The organism is Asticcacaulis excentricus (assembly GCF_003966695.1).
Taxonomy (GTDB): domain Bacteria; phylum Pseudomonadota; class Alphaproteobacteria; order Caulobacterales; family Caulobacteraceae; genus Asticcacaulis; species Asticcacaulis excentricus_A.
Map to the genome: position 1 here is coordinate 820313 of NZ_AP018828.1, position 22659 is coordinate 842971.

The 22659-nt window shown below is 61.5% G+C and carries 23 protein-coding genes, 3 tRNA genes and 1 pseudogene; 11 read left to right on the forward strand and 16 right to left on the reverse strand.

Translation table 11 applies throughout. The features are described 5' to 3' along the window. Positions 1 to 226 precede the first annotated feature (226 nt). The 3 genes from EM6_RS14920 to EM6_RS14930 all read right to left on the reverse strand — a co-directional run bounded on the left by EM6_RS14920 (position 227) and on the right by EM6_RS14930 (position 3829). Positions 227 to 1069 (reverse strand): GIN domain-containing protein, encoded by an 843-nt coding sequence (locus tag EM6_RS14920; protein ID WP_126423918.1) that lies wholly within the window; start codon positions 1067 to 1069, stop codon positions 227 to 229. Between the two features lie 109 nt (positions 1070 to 1178). Further along, entirely contained in the window at positions 1179 to 3404 is a 2226-nt protein-coding gene (locus tag EM6_RS14925; RefSeq protein ID WP_126423919.1) for a S9 family peptidase, read from the reverse strand. A 74-nt stretch (positions 3405 to 3478) separates the two neighbouring features. Next, positions 3479 to 3829, reverse strand: a complete 351-nt coding sequence (locus EM6_RS14930; RefSeq protein ID WP_126423920.1) for a YbaN family protein — start codon at positions 3827 to 3829, stop codon at positions 3479 to 3481. A 162-nt stretch (positions 3830 to 3991) separates the two neighbouring features. Between EM6_RS14930 and EM6_RS14935 the strand changes: the two genes are divergently transcribed. After that, positions 3992 to 4408, forward strand: coding sequence for a DUF805 domain-containing protein (locus EM6_RS14935; RefSeq protein WP_126423921.1), 417 nt, complete (start codon positions 3992 to 3994; stop codon positions 4406 to 4408). 11 nt (positions 4409 to 4419) lie between these two features. Here EM6_RS14935 and EM6_RS14940 read toward each other — a convergent pair whose 3' ends face one another. The 3 genes from EM6_RS14940 to rlmB form a co-directional block, all read right to left on the reverse strand. Continuing rightward, positions 4420 to 5283 (reverse strand): dienelactone hydrolase family protein, encoded by an 864-nt coding sequence (locus EM6_RS14940; protein WP_126423922.1) that lies wholly within the window; start codon positions 5281 to 5283, stop codon positions 4420 to 4422. Between the two features lie 149 nt (positions 5284 to 5432). Next, the gene (locus EM6_RS14945) at positions 5433 to 6203 is read right to left on the reverse strand and encodes a YjbE family putative metal transport protein (RefSeq protein WP_126423923.1); all 771 of its coding nucleotides are present in this window, start codon (positions 6201 to 6203) and stop codon (positions 5433 to 5435) included. 285 nt (positions 6204 to 6488) lie between these two features. Then, positions 6489 to 7457, reverse strand: a complete 969-nt coding sequence (rlmB, locus tag EM6_RS14950) for a 23S rRNA (guanosine(2251)-2'-O)-methyltransferase RlmB (RefSeq protein WP_126423924.1) — start codon at positions 7455 to 7457, stop codon at positions 6489 to 6491. Between the two features lie 161 nt (positions 7458 to 7618). Between rlmB and EM6_RS14955 the strand changes: the two genes are divergently transcribed. Together EM6_RS14955 and EM6_RS14960 are read left to right on the forward strand one after the other, a co-directional pair. Next, a tRNA-Tyr gene (locus EM6_RS14955) sits at positions 7619 to 7702 on the forward strand. A 45-nt stretch (positions 7703 to 7747) separates the two neighbouring features. Beyond that, positions 7748 to 7821: transfer RNA gene (locus EM6_RS14960), tRNA-Gly, on the forward strand. Between the two features lie 17 nt (positions 7822 to 7838). On the opposite strand, the gene EM6_RS14965 is transcribed toward EM6_RS14960, so the two are convergent. Next, complete coding sequence (locus EM6_RS14965) at positions 7839 to 8210, reverse strand: DUF805 domain-containing protein (protein ID WP_126423925.1); 372 nt, start codon at positions 8208 to 8210, stop codon at positions 7839 to 7841. A 63-nt stretch (positions 8211 to 8273) separates the two neighbouring features. Then, positions 8274 to 9992: a methionine--tRNA ligase gene (gene metG / locus EM6_RS14970; RefSeq protein ID WP_126423926.1), complete on the reverse strand. Its 1719-nt coding sequence runs from the start codon at positions 9990 to 9992 to the stop codon at positions 8274 to 8276. 183 nt (positions 9993 to 10175) lie between these two features. On the opposite strand from metG, the gene EM6_RS14975 reads away from it, so the two are divergent. Further along, positions 10176 to 10251 (forward strand) — tRNA-Thr (locus EM6_RS14975). A 443-nt stretch (positions 10252 to 10694) separates the two neighbouring features. Here EM6_RS14975 and EM6_RS14980 read toward each other — a convergent pair. Both EM6_RS14980 and EM6_RS14985 read right to left on the reverse strand, forming a co-directional pair. Continuing rightward, on the reverse strand, positions 10695 to 11108 hold the full coding sequence (locus EM6_RS14980) for a PIN domain-containing protein (protein ID WP_126423927.1): 414 nt from the start codon (positions 11106 to 11108) through the stop codon (positions 10695 to 10697). Between the two features lie 14 nt (positions 11109 to 11122). Then, complete coding sequence (locus EM6_RS14985) at positions 11123 to 11365, reverse strand: FitA-like ribbon-helix-helix domain-containing protein (protein ID WP_126423928.1); 243 nt, start codon at positions 11363 to 11365, stop codon at positions 11123 to 11125. A gap of 147 nt (positions 11366 to 11512) precedes the next feature. Here EM6_RS14985 and EM6_RS17775 point away from each other — a divergent pair. After that, positions 11513 to 11734 (forward strand): annotated as a pseudogene (locus EM6_RS17775) (HD domain-containing protein); the annotation flags it as partial. Between the two features lie 172 nt (positions 11735 to 11906). Here EM6_RS17775 and EM6_RS14990 read toward each other — a convergent pair. The 3 genes from EM6_RS14990 to thiS all read right to left on the reverse strand — a co-directional run bounded on the left by EM6_RS14990 (position 11907) and on the right by thiS (position 13602). Beyond that, on the reverse strand, positions 11907 to 12701 hold the full coding sequence (locus EM6_RS14990; RefSeq protein ID WP_126423929.1) for a thiazole synthase: 795 nt from the start codon (positions 12699 to 12701) through the stop codon (positions 11907 to 11909). A gap of 210 nt (positions 12702 to 12911) precedes the next feature. Further along, positions 12912 to 13397: a hypothetical protein gene (locus EM6_RS14995; RefSeq protein WP_126423930.1), complete on the reverse strand. Its 486-nt coding sequence runs from the start codon at positions 13395 to 13397 to the stop codon at positions 12912 to 12914. Between the two features lies 1 nt (position 13398). Beyond that, positions 13399 to 13602, reverse strand: coding sequence for a sulfur carrier protein ThiS (gene thiS / locus EM6_RS15000; RefSeq protein WP_126423931.1), 204 nt, complete (start codon positions 13600 to 13602; stop codon positions 13399 to 13401). Positions 13603 to 13695: 93 nt separating this feature from the next. On the opposite strand from thiS, the gene aroQ reads away from it, so the two are divergent. The 5 genes from aroQ to aat are packed head-to-tail and all read left to right on the forward strand — an operon-like array spanning position 13696 to position 17138. Further along, positions 13696 to 14136, forward strand: coding sequence for a type II 3-dehydroquinate dehydratase (gene aroQ, locus EM6_RS15005; protein WP_126423932.1), 441 nt, complete (start codon positions 13696 to 13698; stop codon positions 14134 to 14136). Positions 14137 to 14187: 51 nt separating this feature from the next. Beyond that, a complete protein-coding gene (accB, locus tag EM6_RS15010; protein WP_126423933.1) occupies positions 14188 to 14685 on the forward strand; it encodes an acetyl-CoA carboxylase biotin carboxyl carrier protein in 498 nt (165 codons plus the stop codon). 22 nt (positions 14686 to 14707) lie between these two features. Beyond that, positions 14708 to 16069, forward strand: coding sequence for an acetyl-CoA carboxylase biotin carboxylase subunit (accC, locus tag EM6_RS15015; protein ID WP_126424163.1), 1362 nt, complete (start codon positions 14708 to 14710; stop codon positions 16067 to 16069). A 19-nt stretch (positions 16070 to 16088) separates the two neighbouring features. Beyond that, positions 16089 to 16463, forward strand: a complete 375-nt coding sequence (locus EM6_RS15020; protein ID WP_197723638.1) for a hypothetical protein — start codon at positions 16089 to 16091, stop codon at positions 16461 to 16463. 24 nt (positions 16464 to 16487) lie between these two features. Beyond that, positions 16488 to 17138 carry a leucyl/phenylalanyl-tRNA--protein transferase gene (aat, locus tag EM6_RS15025; RefSeq protein WP_126423935.1) on the forward strand — a complete coding sequence of 217 codons (651 nt, stop codon included), beginning with the start codon at positions 16488 to 16490 and terminating at the stop codon, positions 17136 to 17138. Here the strand turns inward: aat and EM6_RS15030 are convergent. Together EM6_RS15030 and EM6_RS15035 are read right to left on the reverse strand one after the other, a co-directional pair. Further along, positions 17075 to 17884 carry a DUF2155 domain-containing protein gene (locus EM6_RS15030; protein ID WP_232037140.1) on the reverse strand — a complete coding sequence of 270 codons (810 nt, stop codon included), beginning with the start codon at positions 17882 to 17884 and terminating at the stop codon, positions 17075 to 17077. The two genes, aat and EM6_RS15030, sit on opposite strands and share 64 nt — an antisense overlap. Continuing rightward, on the reverse strand, positions 17884 to 18279 hold the full coding sequence (locus EM6_RS15035) for an NADH:ubiquinone oxidoreductase subunit NDUFA12 (RefSeq protein WP_126423936.1): 396 nt from the start codon (positions 18277 to 18279) through the stop codon (positions 17884 to 17886). Before EM6_RS15035 ends, EM6_RS15030 begins: the two co-directional genes overlap by 1 nt. Before the next feature lie 245 nt (positions 18280 to 18524). Here EM6_RS15035 and EM6_RS15040 point away from each other — a divergent pair, with 245 nt between their 5' ends. Beyond that, positions 18525 to 21293, forward strand: coding sequence for a ribonucleoside-diphosphate reductase (locus EM6_RS15040; protein ID WP_232037141.1), 2769 nt, complete (start codon positions 18525 to 18527; stop codon positions 21291 to 21293). Between the two features lie 42 nt (positions 21294 to 21335). Here the strand turns inward: EM6_RS15040 and EM6_RS15045 are convergent, their stop codons facing one another. Continuing rightward, positions 21336 to 22391: an aspartate-semialdehyde dehydrogenase gene (locus EM6_RS15045; protein ID WP_126423937.1), complete on the reverse strand. Its 1056-nt coding sequence runs from the start codon at positions 22389 to 22391 to the stop codon at positions 21336 to 21338. Positions 22392 to 22659: the final 268 nt, after the last annotated feature.

Here is a 22659-nt window from a genome sequence, read left to right on the forward strand (position 1 = left end):
ATCCAGCCTAAAGGGTTAACGCAGTCGGGGCCGGTTGTCAAAAGACGGTACGATGACAAAAAAAAACGCGACGGTCACCAGGGCCGCCGCGTCTGAGTTTATGGAGAACCAGAGAGTGCCAGACCGAAAGGATCAGGCCCGTCTCCTGATCGCCACCTGCCCCGGAAAGCGCAGGCGGAGATTTCGTGATCGGGTCAGACTATAACCCGACACATACCTGTTTCTGTCAGCGGCTGCCTTCGCCGATGCGCACCTTGCCGGAGCCCATGACGGACCGTGAGACGTGACCGGTGACCTTACGTACCGAAACATCGCCCGCACCGACGATAGAGACATCGACATCGACCGCCTCACCGCCGAAGCGCACATTGCCTGAACCGGCGATGGAGACGTCCACCTTGGGGGCCGTGCCCTTGTCGATGCGCACATCACCGGAACCGCCAATGGCGATTTCCACGGGCCCGGCCACTTCGGCGACATTGATCGAGCCCGACCCGCCGATGGCACCCGACAGGGACTTGATGCGACCCAGATAGATATCGCCAGAGCCGCCGACGGCGACTTCGGCATCGCCGACATTGGCGGCGCGAATGCTGCCCGACCCGCCGATATTCAGTTCGGCCTTGCCCTGCACCGTGTCCACCGTCCAGTCGCCACAGCCGCCCAGCGCGAACTCCAGCGATTTGGATGCCCCGATGCGACCAGAGACGGCGCCTTCCGAGGCCACCTTGGCATCCATCGGCACGCGCAGATAGACGACGGGAAGATCGGCCACAGCGATCTGCCCCTTACCATCGATGCGGACCGTCTGATTGCCCGCGCAGCCATAGCTACGCTTGCGCAACTGACCCGAGGCCACCAGCTTGTCGCCCTTGGTGCTGACCATGATTTTCGGCAGATCGGCCTTGCCATAGGTGACGGTGAGTTTCACGTCTGCGCGGTTTTCCGGCGTGACGATGACGCGCGCCGCCATATTCTTCAGTTCGACCTGCGTGGCGGCCTGCGCGCCTGCCGCGGCAGCCATAGTGGCTATGGCGACGAAAACGCCCGCCTTGATGCCCGTGCCCATTGTTCAACCCCTGACTGGTTTCAATAGGCCAAGCATGAAGAAGGCGGGCGTTCAGAACAACTTAATTACGTGTCATGAAGCAATTGTAATATAACGGGGTTTTGGGGCCTTATTTCTTCAGCTTGCGGTCGAAGAAGTCGAGATACAACCGGTAGCGGAACAGGTTTTTCTCATTGCTGCGGATGCCGTGGCGGTCGCCCGGAAAGAGCATCAGCTCAAACGGGATCGACTTCTTTTGCAGGGCATCGACGACGCGCGTGGTGTTTTGCAGGATGACGTTGTCGTCGGCCATGCCGTGCATCAGCAACAGGCTGCCCGGCTTGAGATTATCGAGGCGGTTGACCACATCATATTTGGCGTAGTTCTCGGCATTGGCCTGCGGCGTGGACATGTAGCGTTCGGTATAGGCGGTGTCATAAAGCCCCCACTCGGTCGGTGGCGCGCCGGCCGCTCCGGCGACAAACGGCGTGTCCTTGGCCGTCAGGGCCATCAGGGTGACAAAGCCGCCCTGCGACCAGCCCATAATGCCGATCTTCGCCGGATCGACATAGGGCAGGCTTTGCAGCCACTTCGCGCCCATGATCTGATCGTCGATATCCGGGCCGCCGAACTGCTTATAGATCGCGCGCTGGAACTTTACCGAGCGGTTGGGCGTGCCGCGATTGTCCAGCGTAAAGACGATGTATCCGGCCTCCTGGAACAGGCGGTTGGCGGGCGACACCCATCCGCGTCGCACGTCCTGACGCGCCGGGCCGCCATAGATGGAGACGATGACCGGGTACTTTTTCGCCGGGTCGAAGCCGCGCGGCTTGAGCATCAGCCAGTGCAGATCTTCGCCATCCACGGCCTTCAGTGTACCAAATTCCGGTGCGCTATAGGTGTCTTTATAGGTGAAATACGGGTGTTTGGCGTCCAGCGCGTTTTCCTCAATCCAGCGCACGCGCTTGCCTGTCGCGTCATAAAGCCCGGTCTGGGCCGGGGTTTGCGGGTCGGCATAGGTACCGATAAAGGCCTTGGCATTGGGCGACACGTCGGTGGACCACCAGCCGCCGGCCTTGGTCACGGCGACAGGTTCGGACGGCTTGAGGTAGGAGGTTTTGTATAGCCCCATCTCGACCACGGTCTTATAGGACGACTCAAACCATACCTCGCCCTTCGCCTCATCGACCGCCGCGACCCTGGCCACCGGGAAGTCGCCTTTGGTCACCTGACGGATCAGCTTGCCATCCTTGTCATAGAGGTAGAGGTGGTTATTGCCGTCGCGTTCCGAGGCCCACAAGAAACGCCCGTCCTTCAGGAAACGCAGGTCGTTATTCAACTCGACCCAGGTGTCGGAGGTCTCGGTCAGGACGGTGCGCGGTGCCCCGCCAGTCAGCGGATATTGCAGCAGGTCCAGCGTCTTCTGATCGCGGCTGAGGCGCTGCACAAAGACGGACTGCCCGTCCGGGCTCCAGTTGACGCGCGCCAGATAGATGTCGCTGTTGGCCCCCAGATCGAGCGGCACATCCGTACCGGTTTTCAGGTCGTGCACAAACAGGGTGACGATGGCATTGGGACGCCCGGCCTTGGGGTAGCGCTGATCGACCGTGCGCGTCCCCGTGCCGCTGATCTCGAAGCGTTCGACGATATCGACCGGGCTTTCATCGACCTTGGCATAGACGATCTTCGTGCCGTCCGGCGACCACCAGTAGCCGGTGTAGCGGTTCAGTTCTTCCTGCGCGATAAACTCGGCCACGCCATAGGAGATGACACCCTCGCCCTTCGGCGTAATGGCGCGCTCGCTGCCGGTCGCGAGGTCGCGCACATAAAGCGTTTGATCGCGGACATAGGCCACCTGCCCGCCTTTGGGGTTCAGCTTGGCATCGACCTCATCGCCCGGCGTTTCGGTGGCGCGGCTGATCTTTTTGGTCGCCCGATCGACCAGATAGATGTCGCCATCCAGCGGCACCAGCAGGGTTTTGGACGACGGGTCCCAGTCATAGGCCACGACGCCGCGCGCCGACACGCGCATCCGCTCACGCCGCGCCTTTTCGGCCTCGGACAGTTCCTTGCCTTCGGACGACAGGGTGTCGGCATCGACCAGCACATAGGGCTCACCGCCCTTGACATCGACGGCCCACAGGTCCTGCACCGTGGCATTGGTCAGCTTGGGCTTCAGGAAGGTCAGAAGCGTACCGTCCGGCGACAGGCGCGCGCCTACCGCCTTCGGCCCGGACAGGTCCGGATTGGCAAACACCCGCTCAGGGGTCAGCGTGGCCTGCGCAAAGACGGGGGAGACAACCGCCGCACCCATGAGGGCAACGGCAGAGACGGCAATAGTCAGCTTGGACGACATGGGGCGCTCCGGAAATCACTGCCGGAAGCTAGCCCCTTCCTCCGCAAAGGGTCAAGCGGTCACACGGGTAACTATCACTGCGACGGCCGCGACAGCACGTAAAGGGCGCACAACAGGCACACCCCCGCGGGCACAAAGGCCCACACGCCGCGCAGGGTGACGAAGCCGATCACCGACGACACGGCCATGCCGCTGACTGCCGCGATCTTGGCCGTCGGGCCGATGACACCGCGTTCACGGAAGGCGCGGATGGGTGGGCCGAACTTCGGGTGCGCCATGATGCGCCGCTCCCATTCCGGATTGGAGCGGGCAAAGATGACGGCGGCAATGATCAGAAACACCGTCGTCGGCAGAACCGGCACAAACATGCCGATGACGCCAAGCGCCACGAAACACAGGCCAAGCAGGTTCAGAACCACTCTCATTCTCAAACCATAGACCGAATTTCCGCCGCGTCCACCGTTCTTGTGCGGCTGCGCGGTTTCGCCGCTCCCGATAAGTTTACCGCCACGCCCCTGCTGCCCCGAACTGCGTTATGGTAAATTCATCCGATAAGAGAGTCGCCTTCATGCGGCCGGGAGGAAACCATGACTATCATCAATACCCTGCTCAGCCCCAACGGTCGGCTGTCGCGCATCGGCTTCTGGGGCTGGAGCCTGGGCATAGCCCTCGTCTGCGCAACCCTGTGGTGGCTACGGACCCATTATGGCACCGCAATGGGCCTGAGCCCGGCCGAGGGGCTGGACCCGATGTGGCTGGTTCTGGGGCTGCCGCTCCTGTGGATCGGCTTCTGCCTGAGCGTCAAACGTTGGCATGATCGGGGCAAGTCCGGATGGTGGCTGATGGTCGGCCTCGTACCGGTGCTGGGGCAGCTCTGGACCCTGATTGAATGTGGCTTTCTGGCCGGGCAAAGGGGCGGCAACCGCTTTGGTCCCTCACCCGAAGGCCACCGCCCGATGCTCAATGCCTATCGCCTTGAGGACATGCCCGAAGACATGCCCTGAAAGCTTTGACTTCACGCGAGATTTGCCTTGAAGAAACCAACCGTTCGCTGCCATGCCAGATCGGCGGCCGCCTTGTTGTATCGGGCTGGTGAGGTATCATTATTGAAGGCGTGATTGACGCCTTCGTACATGTGAATCTCGAAACGCTTGCCTGCTGAGGTCAAGGCTGCCCGGTAGGCTTCGATCCCGGCATTGATACGTTCATCCAGACTGGCATAGTGCAGCATCAGCGGGGCCTGAATGCCGGGCACGTCGGCGAGAGGCGCCTGTGAGCCATAATAGGCAACGCCAGCATCCAGTGCCTTCGACCGCGTGGCGATACGGTTGACCAGACCGCCGCCCCAGCAAAAGCCTATCGCCCCGGTCTTGCCGTTGCCTTTTGTATAACCGCTCAGCCAATTCAGATAGGTTTCAGCATTGGCCACGGTCTGCGTGCCGTCCAGCTTGCCGATCAGGGTGCGCGCCTCGTCCTCATTGGCCGGGGTGCCGCCCACAGGTGACAGGAAATCCGCACCCAGCGCCACAAAGCCTTCCAGCGCCAGCTTTCGGGTGACATCGCGGATATGCGGCGTCAGGCCGCGATTTTCATGGATGACCAGCACGCTCGGCAGCCTGCGCGACACAGCTTTGGGCCGCGCCAGATAGGCTTTCAGCCCCTCAATCATCACCTCTTCGGTCACCAGACGGCTGTCATCGGCCGATACAACTTCTGCCGCCGCCGATCCGGCACTCAGAAGCGGCAGGACCGCTGCGGCGGCGGCCGCCGATCCGGTCAAGGCCGTCAGGCGGCTCATAAAGGCGCGGCGATCCAATGACGTATGGGTGAATTCATCATAGGCGTCGATCATCGCCTGTGTAACAACGGGTTTGTCCATATAGCCCTCCAGTCTGAGGTTTCTACGCCCGAACCCCGCCCATCCTTCGGACATCACCCAGAAAAAAGCGGCTCCTGAGGATTAGGAACCGCTTTCAGAACGCAATCCGATGAAGTGCCACCCTTATCGGACAATTTGTGCAGTCAAACTTAATGCGCCGGTTTCGGGCCGAAGTGTTTGATGTCTTTTTCGGTGATATCCATAAAGTCCGGCACAATCTGGTTATATTCCGAGACCTTACCCGTATCGACCACGATGTCGCGGTGGCCTTCCCAGATCATGTTCAGCGCCACGTAGAGTACGACGGCCAGACCGAAGAAGCCGATCCAGCGGTACTTGTGCAGGACCTTGGCGATAAAGTGCGAGGCGACCCCCATCAGGGCGATGGCCAGAATCAGGCCGAAGACCATGATTTCGGGATGGGCGTGTGACGCCCCGGCCACGGCCAGCACATTGTCGAGCGACATCGACAGGTCGGCGATCAGGATCTGAATCACAGCCGCCTTGAAGCTCTTGCGTTTGGGTGCCGGAGCCGTCGCCCCGCCCGTGGTGGGATTGCCGTTGATATCGGCCCCGGTGGCGTCTTCGAGCGCCGCTTCGGCGTGTTCCTGCGCATGGGTATCGGGCTCGCGCAGTTCGCGCCACATCTTCCACGCCACCCACAGCAGAAGCAGCCCGCCCGCCAGCAGCAGACCGACAACCGTCAGAAGCTGCGCCGTCACCAGCACAAAGCCGATGCGCATAATGACCGCGGCGATCAGGCCATAAAGGATGGCCTTTTTGCGATCACTGGCTGCCAGACCTGCCGCCGCCAGACCGACCGCCACGGCATTATCACCGGCCATGACGATGTCGATAAAGACGACCTGAAAAAAGGCAGAGACCTGAGACGCGAACTCAGGATGGCTGAAAAAGTCCATGACGGGCCCGTAAATAAAAAGGTTTGCACACCCTCCTAGTTTTCACGTCCCACCTTGTCCAGAGGCAGAACGCATGACAGGCTGGAGAAACCGGCGGTTCGCCCTTGCGCGGGCGGCATGATTGTCAAGTTCGGGACTCTTTTTCCAACATGGATAGACACGGATGACGAACTTCGTACATCTGAACGGATATCCGTGTCGGCGGGCAAGGCCCGCCATCCGTGTGTATCCGTGGTTGGACTCTACCTTATGGCCTTACGCGGGCTTTCGGTAATTAGGGGGCGTTCAAACCGCGCGCCCCAAAGCCTCATACAGCGCAATCGACGTCGCATGGCTGACGTTCAGGCTCTCAAAGCCGCCCGGCATAGGGATTTTGACCAGATGGTCGCAATGTTCGGCCACCAGCCGCCGCAGCCCCTCGCCTTCTGAGCCCATGACGATGACCAGCGCCCGCGGGCTGCCGGCCTGACGCCAGCCCTGCTGTTCCAGAACGGCCTGAAGGCTGTGTTCAGCCTCCCCCGCCATGCCCAGACTGACAAAGCCGTTTTCCGTCAGGGACTCCAGCGCCCGCGACAGGTTGGTCACCCGCGCGAAGGGCACTCTATCCATCGCCCCCGCCGCCGTCTTGGCCAGCACGCCCTGCATGACCGGCGAATGGCGGTCCTGCATGATCAGCCCGGCCGCGCCAAAGGCAGCGCAGGTGCGCAGGATGGCCCCGATATTTTGCGGGTCGGTCACCTGATCCAGCATGACCAGCACCGGGTGCGCCTGCCTCAGCGCCCCTTCCATCAGGCCGCTCAGGTCGTCGCCTTCCAGCGGTGGCCCGTTCAACGCCACGCCCTGATGCACCGCGCCTTGCGGCAGGAAGCCGGAAAATTCCGCCATCTCGGTCAGGCGCACGTGCAGATCACCGCGCTTGGGGGCCACCTGCTCCAGCGCCTTTTGACGCTCTGGCGTGACATAGAGGCGAATCGGTCCGTGGCGGGACGGATTTTTCAGCGCCGCCTCCACCGCGTGCAGGCCCCATATCCAGCCGTCTTCGGATACCCGCGCCGACGGCTTGGCCCGTGTCTGAGAGTGGGCCTGCGTTTGGGCGCGCGCCGACTGAGCCGGGGCGTTGCCGCCCTTGTCGCGCGACTTATCCTTGGTAAAAGGTTTGGATTGTCCCGAAAAAGCGGTCTTCGACCCCGATTTTTTAGGGCTATTGGCCCCTTTCCGCGATTTAGGGTCGTTGCGTTCGCGTTGGCTTGACACTATAAGACGCGCTCCGATATGAGGCCGATAAGGCTTTTTGGCGAGATTGGCGGTCTGTTTAATGCGGGCATCCACAGAAACCAAAAAGTTTTTTTGTTTTTGGACTTGTTCTTTGTTCAAAGATTGAGTTTAAGGACCACCTCGTTTCAACGGGCGCGCTTGGGGGAATGTCCCGAGCGGCAAAGGGGGCGGACTGTAAATCCGCTGCGTAAGCTTCGCAGGTTCGAGTCCTGCTTCCCCCACCACCGCGCGCCCTTGAAACGCTGTTCGGCCACGGCCCTGCCTCAAGGGCGGGTATAGCACAATGGTAGTGCAGCAGCCTTCCAAGCTGAGGATGTCGGTTCGATCCCGTCTACCCGCTCCAAAATCTTCCCTAAAACCTCAGAGTTTGGTCGCCGGCCCGTAGCGGTTGTCGCCGCTTGTGCCTTCCAAAAAGCCGCACTCGATCAGCACCCATAGCCAGCCGATCAGCGGCACCAGCGTGATTAACGCCCACCACCCCGACTTGTTGCGATCGTGCCAGCGTTTGACCTGTACAGCGAAGGTGGCATAGAGCACGCCCAGCCAGGCGACAAAGCCGATCAGCCCCACCCCGTCAAAGCGATAGGGCCGCAGCAAATTGATCCCGTGATCGTCTCCGCCGAACAGGGCCACAAAGGCCGAGCTGATCAGCCACAAAAACACGCTATAGAGCCAGAAATCCCGGCGGCGAAAGCGTCCGCGATAGCTGAAAAAGGCGTTAGATATATCCATAACGGGACTCCTCCGTTGTGAATGGATACGTCCGAACGCCTTTGTTCGCTAATGAATTATTGTTCAGGCGGCGTCGCTGCCGCCAAAGCGCGCAGCCCAGTCGGCGACCATGTCGTCGTCGATCTTTTTGAACAGGACCTCGCCGGATCGGACCGCCGCACCCGCCGGCAGTTTGGACAATTCGACCTGAGCGTCCGTCGTCGGCCAGTCGAGCGGCAGCTCGACACCCACACAGTCGGCAATCGACTGCGCCGCAAACGGCATCAGCGGCTGAGCGAGCACCGCATAGAGGCGCACCAGATTGAGGCCGTGACGCACAATCACGCCCGCGCGCTCGACATCGGTCTTGAAGGCCGTCCACGGGGCGGCCTCCTGAAGATACTCGTTCCCGAGCACCCAGATACGCCGAACGGCCTGCGCCGCCTTGCGCATCTCCATGGCCTCAAAGGCCTCGGTCGCCTCCGCCAGCAAGGCCGACAGATCGGCATAGAGCTTCTCTTCCAGCGGGCCCGCCTCGCCGCCTTCCGGCACCACACCGCCGAACTTCGACTCGGTGAATTTGAGGATGCGGTTGGCGAAATTGCCCAGCACGTCGGCCAGATCCTTGTTCACCGCGCTCTGGAACTGCTCCCAGGTAAACGACGAATCCGAGCCTTCCGGCGACTGCGAAATCAGATACCAGCGCCAGTAGTCGGCAGGCAGCAGTTCCAGCGCCTGATCCATGAACACGCCGCGATTCATCGAAGTCGAAAACTTGCCGCCGTACCAGTTCAGCCAGTTGAACGCCTTCAGCGTATCGACCCTCTTCCACGGTTCACCCGACCCGATAAGGGTCGCCGGGAAGCTCACCGTGTGGAAGGCGACATTGTCCTTGCCCATGAACTGCACATAGGTGACGTCGTCCGCCCCCTGATCGAGACGCCACCAGCCTTGCCAGCCGTCGGCATTTCCTTTCGCATTGAAATATTCCTGCGTGGCGCCGATATACTCCACCGGCGCATCAAACCACACGTAGAAGACCTTGTTTTCAAAGCCTTCTCTGGGCTTTCCGTCCTTGGTTACCGGCACGCCCCATTTAAGGTCGCGCGTAATGCCTCGGTCAATCAGCCCTTCTTCGAGGTGCTTCATGGCGATGGATTTGGCCAGTTGCGGCCACTGCGTCTTCGACTCGATCCACGCCCGCAACTGCGGCTCGACCTTTGTTTGCAGCAGATAGAGGTGTTTGGTGTCGCGCACCTCAAGGTTCCGCGACCCCGACACCGCCGAATAGGGATTGATCAGGTCCGTCGGATCGAGCAACCGCCCGCAATTGTCGCATTGATCCCCGCGCGCCTTTTCGAACTTACAATGCGGACAGGTGCCTTCGACATAGCGATCCGGCAGGAAACGCCCGTCGTCGATGGAATAGACCATCTTGTCCGTGCGCTCCTCGATCAGGCCGTTACGATCCAGCGCCTCGCAAAAGGCCTGAGTCAGTTGGCGGTTTTCAGCCGAGCTTGACCGGCCGAACCAGTCATAGCTGAGCCCGAAGGCCTCACCGGCGGTCTTCTGGATCAGGTGCTGCTCGTCGCAATAGGTCTTCACGTCCTGCCCGGCCTTGGCGGCGGCCAGCTCAGCCGGCGTGCCGTGTTCGTCGGTCGCGCAGATATACAGCACCTCATGACCGCGCGCCCGCATGAACCGGGCATAGACATCGGCCGGCAGCATGGACCCGGCCAGATTGCCGAGGTGCTTGATGCCGTTGATATAGGGCAGCGCGGAAGTGATCAGAATGCGGGACATGCTCAGACCGTCTAAAACTCAGGAAATCGGCTTGTCCTTTAGACCATTTTGCCGCTCTGCACACAGGTTTGATGGCCAAAGCACGAAAAAATCTGTGGCGAAGGCGGCAAATCCGTTGCGTTCTGCGATGGCTCCCGGCATAAGGACGGCCCTGTCTGCGACAACCCCCATGACTCGCAGCGTGCCGGTTTAGCTCAGTTGGTAGAGCAGTTGTTTTGTAAACATCAGGTCGCGGGTTCGAATCCTGCAACCGGCACCATAACATTGTTATTTTTCAGACGCTTAGTCTGTTTTTTCCTTTAGATTCATGCTACTATGCGGAGACGATCATCCGTGTACGTCCACGCATTTCCACCAATATCCGCCGGGTGCCCGTGCGGTTTATGGGCAGATTTCGGGGCATCGGATGAGTGAACCCTTTCAGGTGCCCGCCCACCCTAACAGACCGGCAGCTTGTGGAACTGTTCGATCTGTCGGCCACCCTGCGCGGGGAAGCCAATACCGGGCACATGTGGCTGGCCCTGATGTTCCTCTCAAGGGTGCAGATACTTCACCGCATCAGGCGTGCACGCCAGCGGACATCACCGGATGCGGCCGGACCAAGGAACGATGAGCTGAACCGGGGGGAAAGGCACGGACATGCGTTTGAAGAAGCATCTACGCATCGGGCAAGCCGTCCTGCGGTCGCCCTCCCCGTCATATTCAGTTAGCGGCCCAGGGGTCGGTAATAGTTAGAGGCAAACGGTCAAAGTCTTTGGTGTTGCGCGTCGCAAGTTGCGCGCCAGCTACAGCCGCGATCCCCGCTATCATCATATCAGACGCCGTTGAGGGGCGCCCAGTGGCGTCTCGCAAAGCCCGAAACTGACCCGCTTTGTATGCTGCACTTTCATCAAGCGGGACAGCCCCAAGAACCTCAAGCAAGGTCAGAAAGGCCCTTTTCAACTCCGCTTTGCGCGCACCGTCCGGCAGACGCTCCAACCCGTAGGTGATCTCGGCAACAGTGATGGCGGTCGTCGCGATCCTTATATCACCTATGCGGTTCAGCCAGTCCACCACAGAGGGATGGGGCTGTGCTTTCATCAACTCGGATACGACATTGGTGTCGAGAATGACCATGGCTCTCAACCCACCTATGCCCTGAAATCGGGCACGTCCCGGTCGGAATCTCGCGACGGGAGGTCCAGTTCAACGCCCTTGTCGCCGCCAAACAGCTCTTTTGACAAGGCCAGAAGGCCCGGGCCGGAAATCCCGCCCACCGCCTGTTTCAGGATCAAACGCGCCTCTTCCTCCATCGAATGCCCATGCGTCGCCGCCCTGATACGCAGGCGTTCCTTCAGCGCGTCATCAATGTTGCGGATGGTGATGCTTGCCATGACCTGTCTCCTATTGCGTTAAAATAGCACGGCGCAATCAATGAAATCAATGCAGTCATTTGGAATTCATCGCCTGATCGCGACACAGGACTGGACTGACCCAACCATTCAAGCCATTCTCCAACTTCAGCCGTGGATTGAGCGCGCATGGATTACATCAAAAACTATTGGGGCAAGGCGCGCCCCGTGGAAGGTTCGCAAACGGATTGGCACCCGCTGGCCTATCATAGTCTGGATGTCGCTGCGGCTATGCTGGCCTTGCTTGAACGGCGACCTGCACTGCTTGAAGCCGTATCGCGGCATTGCGGACTGGAAAGAGATGAGACACGTCAGCAACTCATAATGGTGGCGGAGCTACACGACATCGGAAAGTTTGCCGAAAACTTTCAGTGCAAGGTGCCGGAACTGGCCGCGCGTCTCGGACACGAGCCGGAGCGCGCGTGGCTGACCGACGGCCGCGGCGATGTCCTGCTCCCCGCCCACGCGGGGATGAACCGGATAACCGCCCTGTCGAGACTAGATCTAGACAAAACTGTCGGGCTTAAATCAAACCGGCCAGAGGCGAGGACGGATCGGCATAGAGCTTCTTCGCCATCCGCCCGGCCAGATAGGCTTCGCGTCCGGCGATCACCGCGTGCTTCATGGCGACAGCCATACGGATCGGGTCCTTGGCTTCGGCAATGGCCGTGTTCATCAGGATAGCGTCGCAGCCCAGCTCCATACCCACCGCCGCATCCGACGCCGTGCCGACGCCCGCATCGACCAGCACCGGCACCTTCGCGTTCTCGATAATGATGCGCAGCGTCACGCGATTCTGGATACCGAGACCCGAACCAATAGGCGCGCCCAAAGGCATAATGGCGCACGCCCCAGCCTCTTCCAGCTTTTTGGCATAGACCGGATCGTCCGAACAATAGACCATGACGTCGAAGCCGTCCTTGACCAGCAGCTTCAGCGACCGCAGCGTCTCTTCCATGTCGGGATAGAGGGTCTTGGGGTCAGACAGGACCTCCAGCTTGACGAGGTTCCAGCCGCCGGCCTCACGCGCCAGACGAAGCGTCCGCACCGCGTCTTCGCCGGTGAAACAGCCCGCCGTATTGGGCAGGTAGGTGAATTCGTCCTGTTTGACATAGTCCATCAGCATGGGCTGGTTCGGATCGGTCAGATTGACGCGCCGCACGGCTACGGTGACGATCTCAGCGCCCGACGCCCGCGCCGCCGCAGCGTTCTGGGCGTAGTCCTTATACTTGCCGGTGCCGACGATCAGGCGCGAGGAAAAGGTGCGCCCAGCTACGGTCCAGGTATCCGGTGAAAGGGCGGCGGTCGGTTCGGTCATGAGTATCGGTCCCGTATGAAACGCTTTGCGTCTCTATAAGACTTTCTGCTGGCAAAACCACCCCTTCACGCGCGGCAATCGCGCCATGAAATAAGTTGTGTTCGGATGAAGCGACGCGATTAAGGCCTAAACACGGATATTCAGAGATGGCCTCATCTATCCGTGTCGCCGCCGTAGGCGGCATCCGTGTCTATCCGTGGTAGTCCTTAACTAACGCGGCGGCTGGGCCGTTTCGTAAGCCACAACACTGAGGGTAGGGCCACTTGTGTAGTGGCAGTAACCCATGAAAAAAAGAGTGGTGCTTGTTCTCATGGACTGGCAATCCCAGACCTTACCTGTCAGACGGACGTAACGGCCCTTGGGCAAGCCATGCAGCCCTTCCATGAGGTCATCGCGGCCATAGAGCCCCAAGCGCCGACCATCTAACACCTTGGCAGAAGCCGCGTATTTAATCTTCGTGTCGCCCTTAGAAAGGAAAAGCGCCCACGCATGAACATACCCTTCGACGATGACGCAGCGTCCTTTGTGAGCTGTCGGGTCTTTCAGAAGTTGGGCCAGCTCCACCGCCTCAGAAGCGCCGGGTTTGAGGCACTCATCGCCGATCGGGCGCACACCGGTGTCGTAAACCTCATCCTGCGCCTTAACTGGCAAGGCCAGCAAAGCGGACAAAATCAATCCGGTCGCCAGCGCTTTCATCTCAATCGCCGCCGCCAACAAAGTGGACGATCTCAAAGCGATCACCGTCCTCGATCGGTGTGGCGACATAGGCCGATTTAGGCACGATTTCGAGATTGCGCTCTACCGCCACCTTGCGCGGATCAATGCCGATCTGTTCGATCAGCGCCATCACATTGGCGGCCAAAACCTCAGTTTCTTCGCCATTCAACAGAATTTTCGTCATTTTCGGATCGTTTTCGGGCGAAAAAGCCCGCTTTTTCTTGTGAGCAAGCGCAACAGGGGATACAAGACCGCATCCCACAGGATCAGGCTTTGCATGTCGAAACCCATATATGTCCTTAACGGCCCAAACCTCAACCTTCTGGGGGTGCGTGAGCCGGAAATTTATGGATATACACGCCTTTCGGACATCGAGGCCCGGTGCACCGAGCTGGCTGCGGCCCGTCATGTGCCCGTCGTCTTTCGCCAGACGAATCACGAAGGCGAACTGATCGACTGGGTGCAGGAGGCGCGCGAACACGCTTCGGTCCTGATTCTCAACCCGGCAGGCTATGGCCACACCTCGGTCGCGTTGCTCGACGCGCTGAAGGCCCTCAACCAGCCGATCATCGAATGCCACCTGTCGAACCCTCACGCCCGCGAACCGTTCCGCCATCACTCCTATGTGTCTCTGGCGGCCAAGGCGGTTATTGCCGGTATGGGGGCGATTGGCTATGAACTGGCTATCGAGGCGGCCCTACGCCTCATCGAACAATAGCCCACCGGCCCGTTCCTACGCACGGCCCCACCCCCTAACCAAGGTAAGCGCATGTCATCGCAAAAACCGGTTGACCCGATCGACCCCCGCCTCATTCGCAAGCTGGCGGACATCCTGAAGGAAACCGAGCTGACCGAAATCGAGGTCGAGCAGGGTGAACTGAAGATCCGCGTCGCGCGCACCCTCACCGCCGCGCCGGTCGCAGCCCCCCTGACGACCTACGCCGCTCAGGTCGCCGCCCCCGCCCCTGTGGCCGCGCCCGCAGCGGCGGCTCCCGTTGCGGCCCCTGCCGCCGCCGAAGCGCCGAAAGCCGCCAAGGACGCGCTGAAATCGCCCATGGTCGGCACCGTCTATCTGTCGCCGCAGCCGGGCGCTGCCACCTTCGTGAAGGTCGGCGACAAGGTGAAGGCCGGTCAGACCCTGCTGATCATCGAAGCCATGAAGACCATGAACCCGATCCCGGCGCCCAAGGACGGCACGGTGTCGGAAATCCTCGTTTCCGACGCCCAGCCCGTCGAATTCGGCGAAGGCCTCGTGGTAATCGACTAACGCCATGTCCGACACCCCCAAACTGTTCGACAAGATCCTCATCGCCAACCGTGGCGAAATCGCCCTGCGCGTCATCCGCGCCTGTAAGGAGATGGGGATTGCCACCGTTGCGGTGCATTCGACCGCCGACGCCAACGCCATGCACGTGCACCTGGCGGACGAAAGCGTCTGCATCGGGCCGCCCGCTGCCGCCAAGTCGTATCTCAACATTCCGTCGATCATCGCCGCCGCCGAAATCACCGGCGCTCAGGCGATCCACCCCGGCTATGGCTTCCTGTCGGAAAACGCCCGCTTCGCCGAAATCGTCGGCGCGCACGGCATGACCTTTATCGGGCCGCAGCCGGACCATATCCGGCTGATGGGCGACAAGATCACCGCCAAGCAGGCCGCCAAGGACTCCGGCATCCCCGTCGTTCCGGGCTCTGACGGTGGCGTGGCCACGGTCGAAGACGCCATCGAAGCGTCGAAATCCATCGGCTTCCCGCTGATCATCAAGGCCGCTGCCGGCGGCGGCGGTCGCGGCATGAAGGTCGCGGCCAATGCCGACGTGCTGGCCGAACAGGTGATGAGCGCCCAGACCGAGGCCGCCGCGGCCTTTGGCGATGGCACGGTCTATATGGAGCGTTACCTCCAGAAGCCACGCCACATCGAGATTCAGGTCATCGCCGACAGCCACGGCAATGTCGTGCACCTCGGCGAACGTGACTGCTCGCTGCAACGCCGCCACCAGAAGGTGCTGGAAGAAGCCCCCTCGCCCGTCATCGACGCGGCGGCGCGCGACAAGATCGGCATGATCGTCGTCGAGGCCATCCGCAAGATCGGTTATCTGGGCGTCGGCACCATCGAGTTCCTGTACGAGGATGGCGAGTTCTTCTTCATCGAGATGAACACCCGCCTTCAGGTCGAACACCCGGTCACCGAATTTGTCACGGGCGTCGATCTGGTCCGCGAACAGATCCGCATTGCGGCGGGCCTGCCCCTGTCCTTCACCCAGGCCGATATTGACCTGAAAGGCCACTCTATCGAAGTGCGGATCAATGCTGAAAACGCCCGCACCTTCGTGCCGTCGCCCGGTACGGTCACCGATTTCCACACCCCCGGTGGTCTGGGCGTACGCATGGATTCGGCGGTCTATAACGGCTACACCATCCCGCCCTATTACGACTCGATGATCGGCAAGCTAATCGTCTATGGGCGCGACCGTCCCGAAGCCCTAGCCCGCCTCAAGCGCGCCCTTCAGGAAACCGTGGTGGCCGGTATCGATACCACGATTCCGCTGTTCCTCGACCTGCTGAACGAAGCCGATATCCAGAAAGGGGATTACAATATCCACTGGCTGGAAAAGTGGATCAAGGCGCAGGAAGAGGCGAAGGTAGCAAGCTGATCGAGCTATGGTGAGCAGGTTGTCATTTCTGGTTACCGCTGACGAATACAATTCGTGGGTGTTGCCTGTTATCGATGACCTGCCACTTACCGAGCTGATCGAAGCCTACGAGCGGGAAAACGGCTACACCGACCCCGCAGGTGGATATGGTCCGATCAGATGTACCGATTTAGATTTCTCTCGGCAGACGATAAATCTTCTGGCGTGCGAGTGCGGTGAAACGGGCTGTTGGCCTCTAAAAGCAACCTTATCTCAAAAAGATGATTGGGTTGTATGGTCGGAGTTTCGTCAGCCGCATCGCTCAAGTCGGGACTATTCTGGCTTCGGTCCATTTCAATTTCTGCGTAGCGATCATGATGCGGCTGTAAAGGGCTTATGCCTCGACGGTAGCTAATGACGTGACCGAGAGCTGAACATCTTGCAGGAATTCACCCTCGACGATCTGGTCCAATGCTACCGCACCGGCATTTTTCCGATGTCGGATGCGCGTGACGATGAGACCCTGTTTCTGGTCGATCCGCCGCTGCGGGGCATATTGCCGCTGGAGGGAGTCCATGTGCCGTCGCGGCTGGCGCGCACCGTGCGCAACACCCCCTTCACCGTGAAGATCGACACGGCCTTCCGGCAGGTCATCGAACTGTGCGCCGAAAGCGCCGCCGACCGCGAAAGCACGTGGATTTCCCATTCCATTCAATCGCTTTACGAAGCCCTGTTCGCGCGTGGCCTGGCCCACAGCGTCGAGGTGTGGGACGGGACTCGGCTGGTCGGCGGACTTTATGGCGTGGCCATCAACGGGGCCTTTTTCGGCGAAAGCATGGTGTCGCGCGCCACGGATGCCTCAAAGATCGCGCTGGTGCATCTGGTGGCGCGGCTGCGTGCCGGTGGCTATCGCCTGCTCGATTGTCAGTTCCTCACCGACCATCTGCGACAGTTCGGCGTCATCGAAATTCCGCGTGAGGACTACAAGGCGCGCCTGAAAGACGCACTCTCGGTCGAAGGCGACTTCTACCGGCTGGCGACCGCCGTGACCGGCAAGGGCGTCCTGCAACTGACCACCCAGACGTCATAGACCGGGTGTTCCATGCCGTTGACGCCCGGCGTCGAGGCGTAGGTCCAGCCCTTGAACACGTCCTTGGGCTTCGGCACCGTGCCATTGGCCGCCGGTTGCGGCGAGGTACGCACCTCCAGATAGGTCATGGTGTCGCTCATCGCCTCGTCCTGCGCCGAGGTTTCGCAGGCCTTTACCGTATAGACCATGCCGCGATAACGCTTGGGCTTGCCCACCGGCGCCTCAAAGCGGATGGCTTCGCCCGTCACCTTGTCGAGCACGGTCAGGATGGCCGCACTGTAGCGCAGGCGCTTTTCGGGCGGCACCACGACCACAGGGGCCGATGACTGAGACGCGCTGCTGCTGGCCACCGGCGCATTGCCCACCACCTGACCGGCGGAATCGACATAGGGCGTGCCCGCCGACGACGGAGCGGCAGCGGTTGGCGGAACGGCGGCGGGCGTACCCGTCCCCACGGCCTGCGGCTGGCTGGCCACCGGTGCGGTAGGGCGGTTCACGGTTTGCGTATTGGCGGCGCGCTGAGGGGTATTGCGTTTATTCCCGGTCGGGTCGTAGGGCTTATACTCTACGCCGTCGATATAGTAGGGTTCCGGGTCATAGTCGGCATTGTCGCGCGCATCGCGGCGGTCTCCGCGTCGCGGCGCTTCTTCGTCGGGCGGGATGTTCTGGGCATAGAGCGGCAAGGCGATGGCGGCCACGCCGGCCATCAGCAGCACCGCCCGAACCATCGCGCCGGTCTTTCTCATCAGGGCTTCCACGCCTCGTAATCGCCCGACTTCGACGCCTGACGCTCGCCTTCGGCGTTCAGCGACCCCTTGGGGAACTGCGCGAACGGCGTCCCCGACAGGTTGGGCAGGTGCGGCTTTTCCCATGCCTTGCGCGGCAGCGGCGCCACCGTCGGCGGCTCATCGTACATATAGTGCATCCAACCGTGCCAGTCGGGCGGGATCTTCGAGGCATCGGCATAGCCGTTATAGATCACGTAGCGGCGCGGCTTGTCGCCGTAGCTTTCCTTGGTGTTGCGGGCCTGATAATATTTGTTGCCGAATTCGTCGGTCCCGACGAGCTTCGACGTGCGGCCGATGGTGAACAGCGTACCGAGCGTCGCACCGCTCCACCACAAGAAGGCTTTATCCAGCAAGGTCTTACCCTATTTCACTAAATGGCGAAGAGGGAGACTCCGCCGGTTATGCGTCCCCTGACTTATAAAGCGCCGCTGCATCTGCGTAAAGCGCTTCAAAGGCCACAACCGGCGAATTATCCCCCAAGCGGGAGCTACGCAACATATTGTGGATGGATCAGCCCTCTGGCCCCACATTTATTGCTGAAAGGTTAAAATCGGTCTAGGCTTTATCCCCAACTGTGTTCGCCAATCCGGGGAAGCCAATGGCAAAGATAATGTCCGGCGATTCTGTCCTGCCCTATCTGTCCTTTGCGGCCCGCGCCGAACAGGCCCGCCCGGTGCTGGAATGGCGCGAAATCGAACGCGGCCCCGACAGTTTCAGCGTCCTGTGTCCGCGCGACTGGACGACGGCGCAAAGCGAAGCCTGGCACGACTGGGTCGAAGCCCTGCCGCGCGACCTGCCCGAAGGGGCGTTTCCACCCGTGGCCGAAGGGCTGGATGGGGCGTTCGACCTCTATGCCCATCGTCTGGCGGCGTGGGGCCGAGTGTACGGCATAGTGCGCGAAGATGAGGCGCAGGCCTTTGCGGCCGAACTGGCCGCCACCCTGCGGCTGGGGCTGGCCGCCCCCGCAACGGGCCTGCGGACCGGGCACCGCGTGCCCTTGCTGGACGGCCGCAAACTCGGCCAGACCGAGGCCCGCTACGCCGATATCGAAGACCATGCCTGTGTGCGTGAGCTGCGCGACCTTCTGGTCGGGGCGCGCTCCGAAGCGGTCGCCCGCGCCACCCGCGATCAGTTGCACGCCGCCCTGTCCGGCATTACCGCCGCCATTGCCCGCGCCGAGGGCGAACAGCGCGCCAGCTTACAACACAATCCGGCTCTGGCCCGCGCGGCGCTCAAGGCCCGGCGTCTGGGGGCCTCGGACGCCCTCATCCAGTCGGTTATTCAGTCCACGGACGGTTTGACCGGTGACAGCGCCCTGCCCGACTGGTCTTTGCAAAATGTCGAGGCCGACCGACCCGCCCCGGCGGTTATCGTGACGGCGCGCCGCGACCTGATCGCCGCCGGTGATCCGTCGGCGCGTCTGGCGGCGCAGGCGGCGCTGGAAAGCGGTCGTCTGTGGATCGCCTTCGATCCGGACGCCGCCGAAGCGCTGGACGACGCCCTGATCGCACCGCGCGCCGCGCTCAACGCCTATGGTTTCCTTAAACAAACCGGCTTCGATGTCGAAGGCTTTGCCGCCTGCGCCGCCCTGTGGACCGTGGCGCTCGATATCGAAAGCCACCTGACCTTTGCCGCCACACCCGAAGCGGCACAGCGTCTGGCCCAGCATCGTCCCCTCGCCCTCACTGTGGCCGGCCTCAGTGAAACCCTTATGGCGCTGGGCCTGAGCGCGCAAACCGAAGCGGGGCAGGATTTTGCCGCCGCCTTGATGGCCGTGCTGGATGCCGAAAGCGTGCACGCCTCCGCCGTGCTGTCGCGTCACCTGACGCCCTATGCCGGGTTCGCCGCCGAACGCGATGACCGGGTATCGGCGCTGAGCCAGAAACTCTATCGCCTGTCGGGCCTCAAAAATGCTGACCTTAAGGCGCACGCCCTGACGCGCCTGCAAACGGCGCTGAAACTGGCCAAGCCCACGGGTCTGCGCCACGTCCAGACGACCACCCTGTTTGACGATCCGGAATTGTCGCTGCGGCTGGGCGTGACGCTGGGGGATGCGCCACTGACCGCCCTGACCGTCGCTATGGAAGGCGCCGACGGTGTCTTTGTGCGCGGCCTGCACCCCGCCGTCTGGCAAGGTCTGAAGGGAGATGAACGCGACGCCGTGCGCACGCATCTGCTGGGGCATCGCACGCTGGACGGCGCGCCGCATATCCACGCCCAGACACTGAAAGCCAAGGGACTGAGCGATTTTGAGATCGCGGCCCTCGAAGAATCCCTGATCACAGCCCACAGCCTTGATGAGGTGGTGTCCTCGGCGGTGCTGGGTGCCGATTTTATCAAGGATATCTGGGGCATCAGCGACGAAGACCTGCACGCGCCGGGCTTTAGTCTGCCGCGTTTGATGGGCTTTACGGCGGACGAAATCGCTGAGGCGCAGGCCTTTATCTTCGGCCATGACACCACGGAGGGGCTGCCTGACGCCCTGCGTCAGCGCCTGAGCCCCCCCGGCTTGAAGGCGCGACTGGCCCTGCGGCAAAAACTCGAAAGCTTTGCCTCGGCGCCGGCGGCCTCGGCTCTGGTGCTTGAATGGGATCAGGGGGTGCCCGACGCGCTCAAGGCCCTGGCCCAAGCGGCCGATAGCGGTCTGCGCGCCATCGGCCTGCGCCGTCAGCCGGCCCCGCCGTCCCTGACGCTCGATATTCCGGAATTTGAGGAGGCCCGCCGCCCGGCTCCGGAACCCGTGCGCGAAACTCCGGCCCAGACGGTCATCGAAAAGATCATCGAACGCGACCGCGAACGCCAGAAACTGCCCGACCGCCGCAAGGGCTATATCCAGAAGGCCAGCGTCGGCGGCCATAAGGTCTATCTGCACACGGGCGAATACGAAGACGGTTCCGTGGGCGAAATCTTCATCGATATGCACAAGGAAGGCGCGGCCTTCCGTTCACTGATGAATAATTTCGCCATCGCCGTGTCGATCGGCCTGCAATACGGCGTGCCGCTGGACGAATTTGTCGATGCCTTCGTCTTTACGCGCTTTGAACCGGCCGGTCCGGTCAGTGGTAACGATTCGATCCGCTCGGCGACCTCCATCCTCGACTATATCTTCCGGGAACTGGCGATTTCCTATCTCAACCGCGAAGACCTGTCGAACGCCGACCCGGATGAACTGAACGCCGACGGCCTGGGTCAGGGGCATGGCCTGTCGAAACTGGCCGATGACGGCAATGAAGGCATCGCCGCCTCGCACCTGATTTCGAAGGGGTTTATGCGCGGACAGCCGGACAATCTGGTCGTCGTGCCCTTTGGACGCAAACCTTCGAAATCCGACGATCAGTCCCTGCCCCCCGAAGCGCAGGGGGAATAGTCCAGCCTCCTCCCCTGTGAGCGGCGCGAACGGGGGAGGAGATCAGGCCCACGCCTTTTGCTTCAGCCATTCTTCCGCGATCTGCACGGCATTGAGCGCGGCACCCTTGCGCAGGTTGTCGCCGCTGACGAACAAAGTCAGGCCGTGCGCCACGGTCGGATCGCGGCGGATACGGCCCACCTGCACCGGGTCGCGTCCGGTGACGGCCAGTGGATTGGGCACGTCGGTCACTTCGACGCCGGGGGCATCGGCCAGCAGGGCCAGCGCCGCCTCAGGGGTTATCGGGCGCTCGAATTCGGCATTGATCGACAGGGAGTGGCCCGTAAAGACCGGCACGCGCACGCAGGTCGCCGCGACCTGCAACTCAGGTATTTCAAGGATTTTACGGCTTTCGTCGCGCAGCTTAAGCTCTTCTTCCGTATAGCCGTCCTCACCCAGCACGTAGTTGAGCGGCACGACATTATAGGCGATCGGCACGGCCCATTTGCGCACCGTTCCCAAATCCACCGCTGCCCCGTCCTGCGCCAAGGCGGCACAGGCGTCCGCCCCTGCCACGATCTGATCGCGCAGGATTTCAACGCCTTCCATGCCACCGCCGGACACGGCCTGATAGGTGCTGGCGATCAGGCGCTTCAGCCCCGCCGCCGCGTGCAGCGGCTTCAGGACCGGCATGGCGGCCATGGTCGTGCAGTTCGGATTGGCGATAATGCCCTTGGGGACGTTGCGCAGCGCGTGCGGATTGACCTCAGCCACCACCAGCGGCACCTCAGGATCGCTGCGCCAGGCCGAGGAATTGTCGATGACGATGGCCCCGGCGGCGGCCACCTTTTCGGCCAGCGCCTTTGAGGTCGAACCGCCCGCCGAGAAGAAGACGATATCAAGGCCGCTATAGTCGGCGGCGGAGGCGTCCTCCACCACGATTTCACGCTCCCCAAAGCGTACACGGCTGCCGGCCGAACGGGCCGAGGCAAACAGGCGCAGCTTGTTCAGAGGGAAGCGGCGTTCGGCCAGTATGGACAGCATCATGCCACCCACCAGGCCGGTGGCACCCACTATGCCGACATTGGGGAACTGCGAGGAATGGGATTGATCGTTCATAGGTTACGTCTCCTGCGTCAAAAAGGTTTGGCGGGAGGCGCGAGGTGTTGGGTTTTCTGTGAAACCGGCCCCGCGCGTTCCGCGGGGCTTCGTCCAGATGCCTTGGCTTACACCGTCAGCACGACCGGACCGGCCCCGCGAAGCGGGTCGGCTTGGTAGTGGCTTTGGTGGTGGTCGTCTGGAACATGAAAGCGCCTTTACCGGGAATGAGGGGTTTTGTAAACCGCTCTTATACCTCTCCGGTTTACGGAGGGGAGCGCGCAGGCCC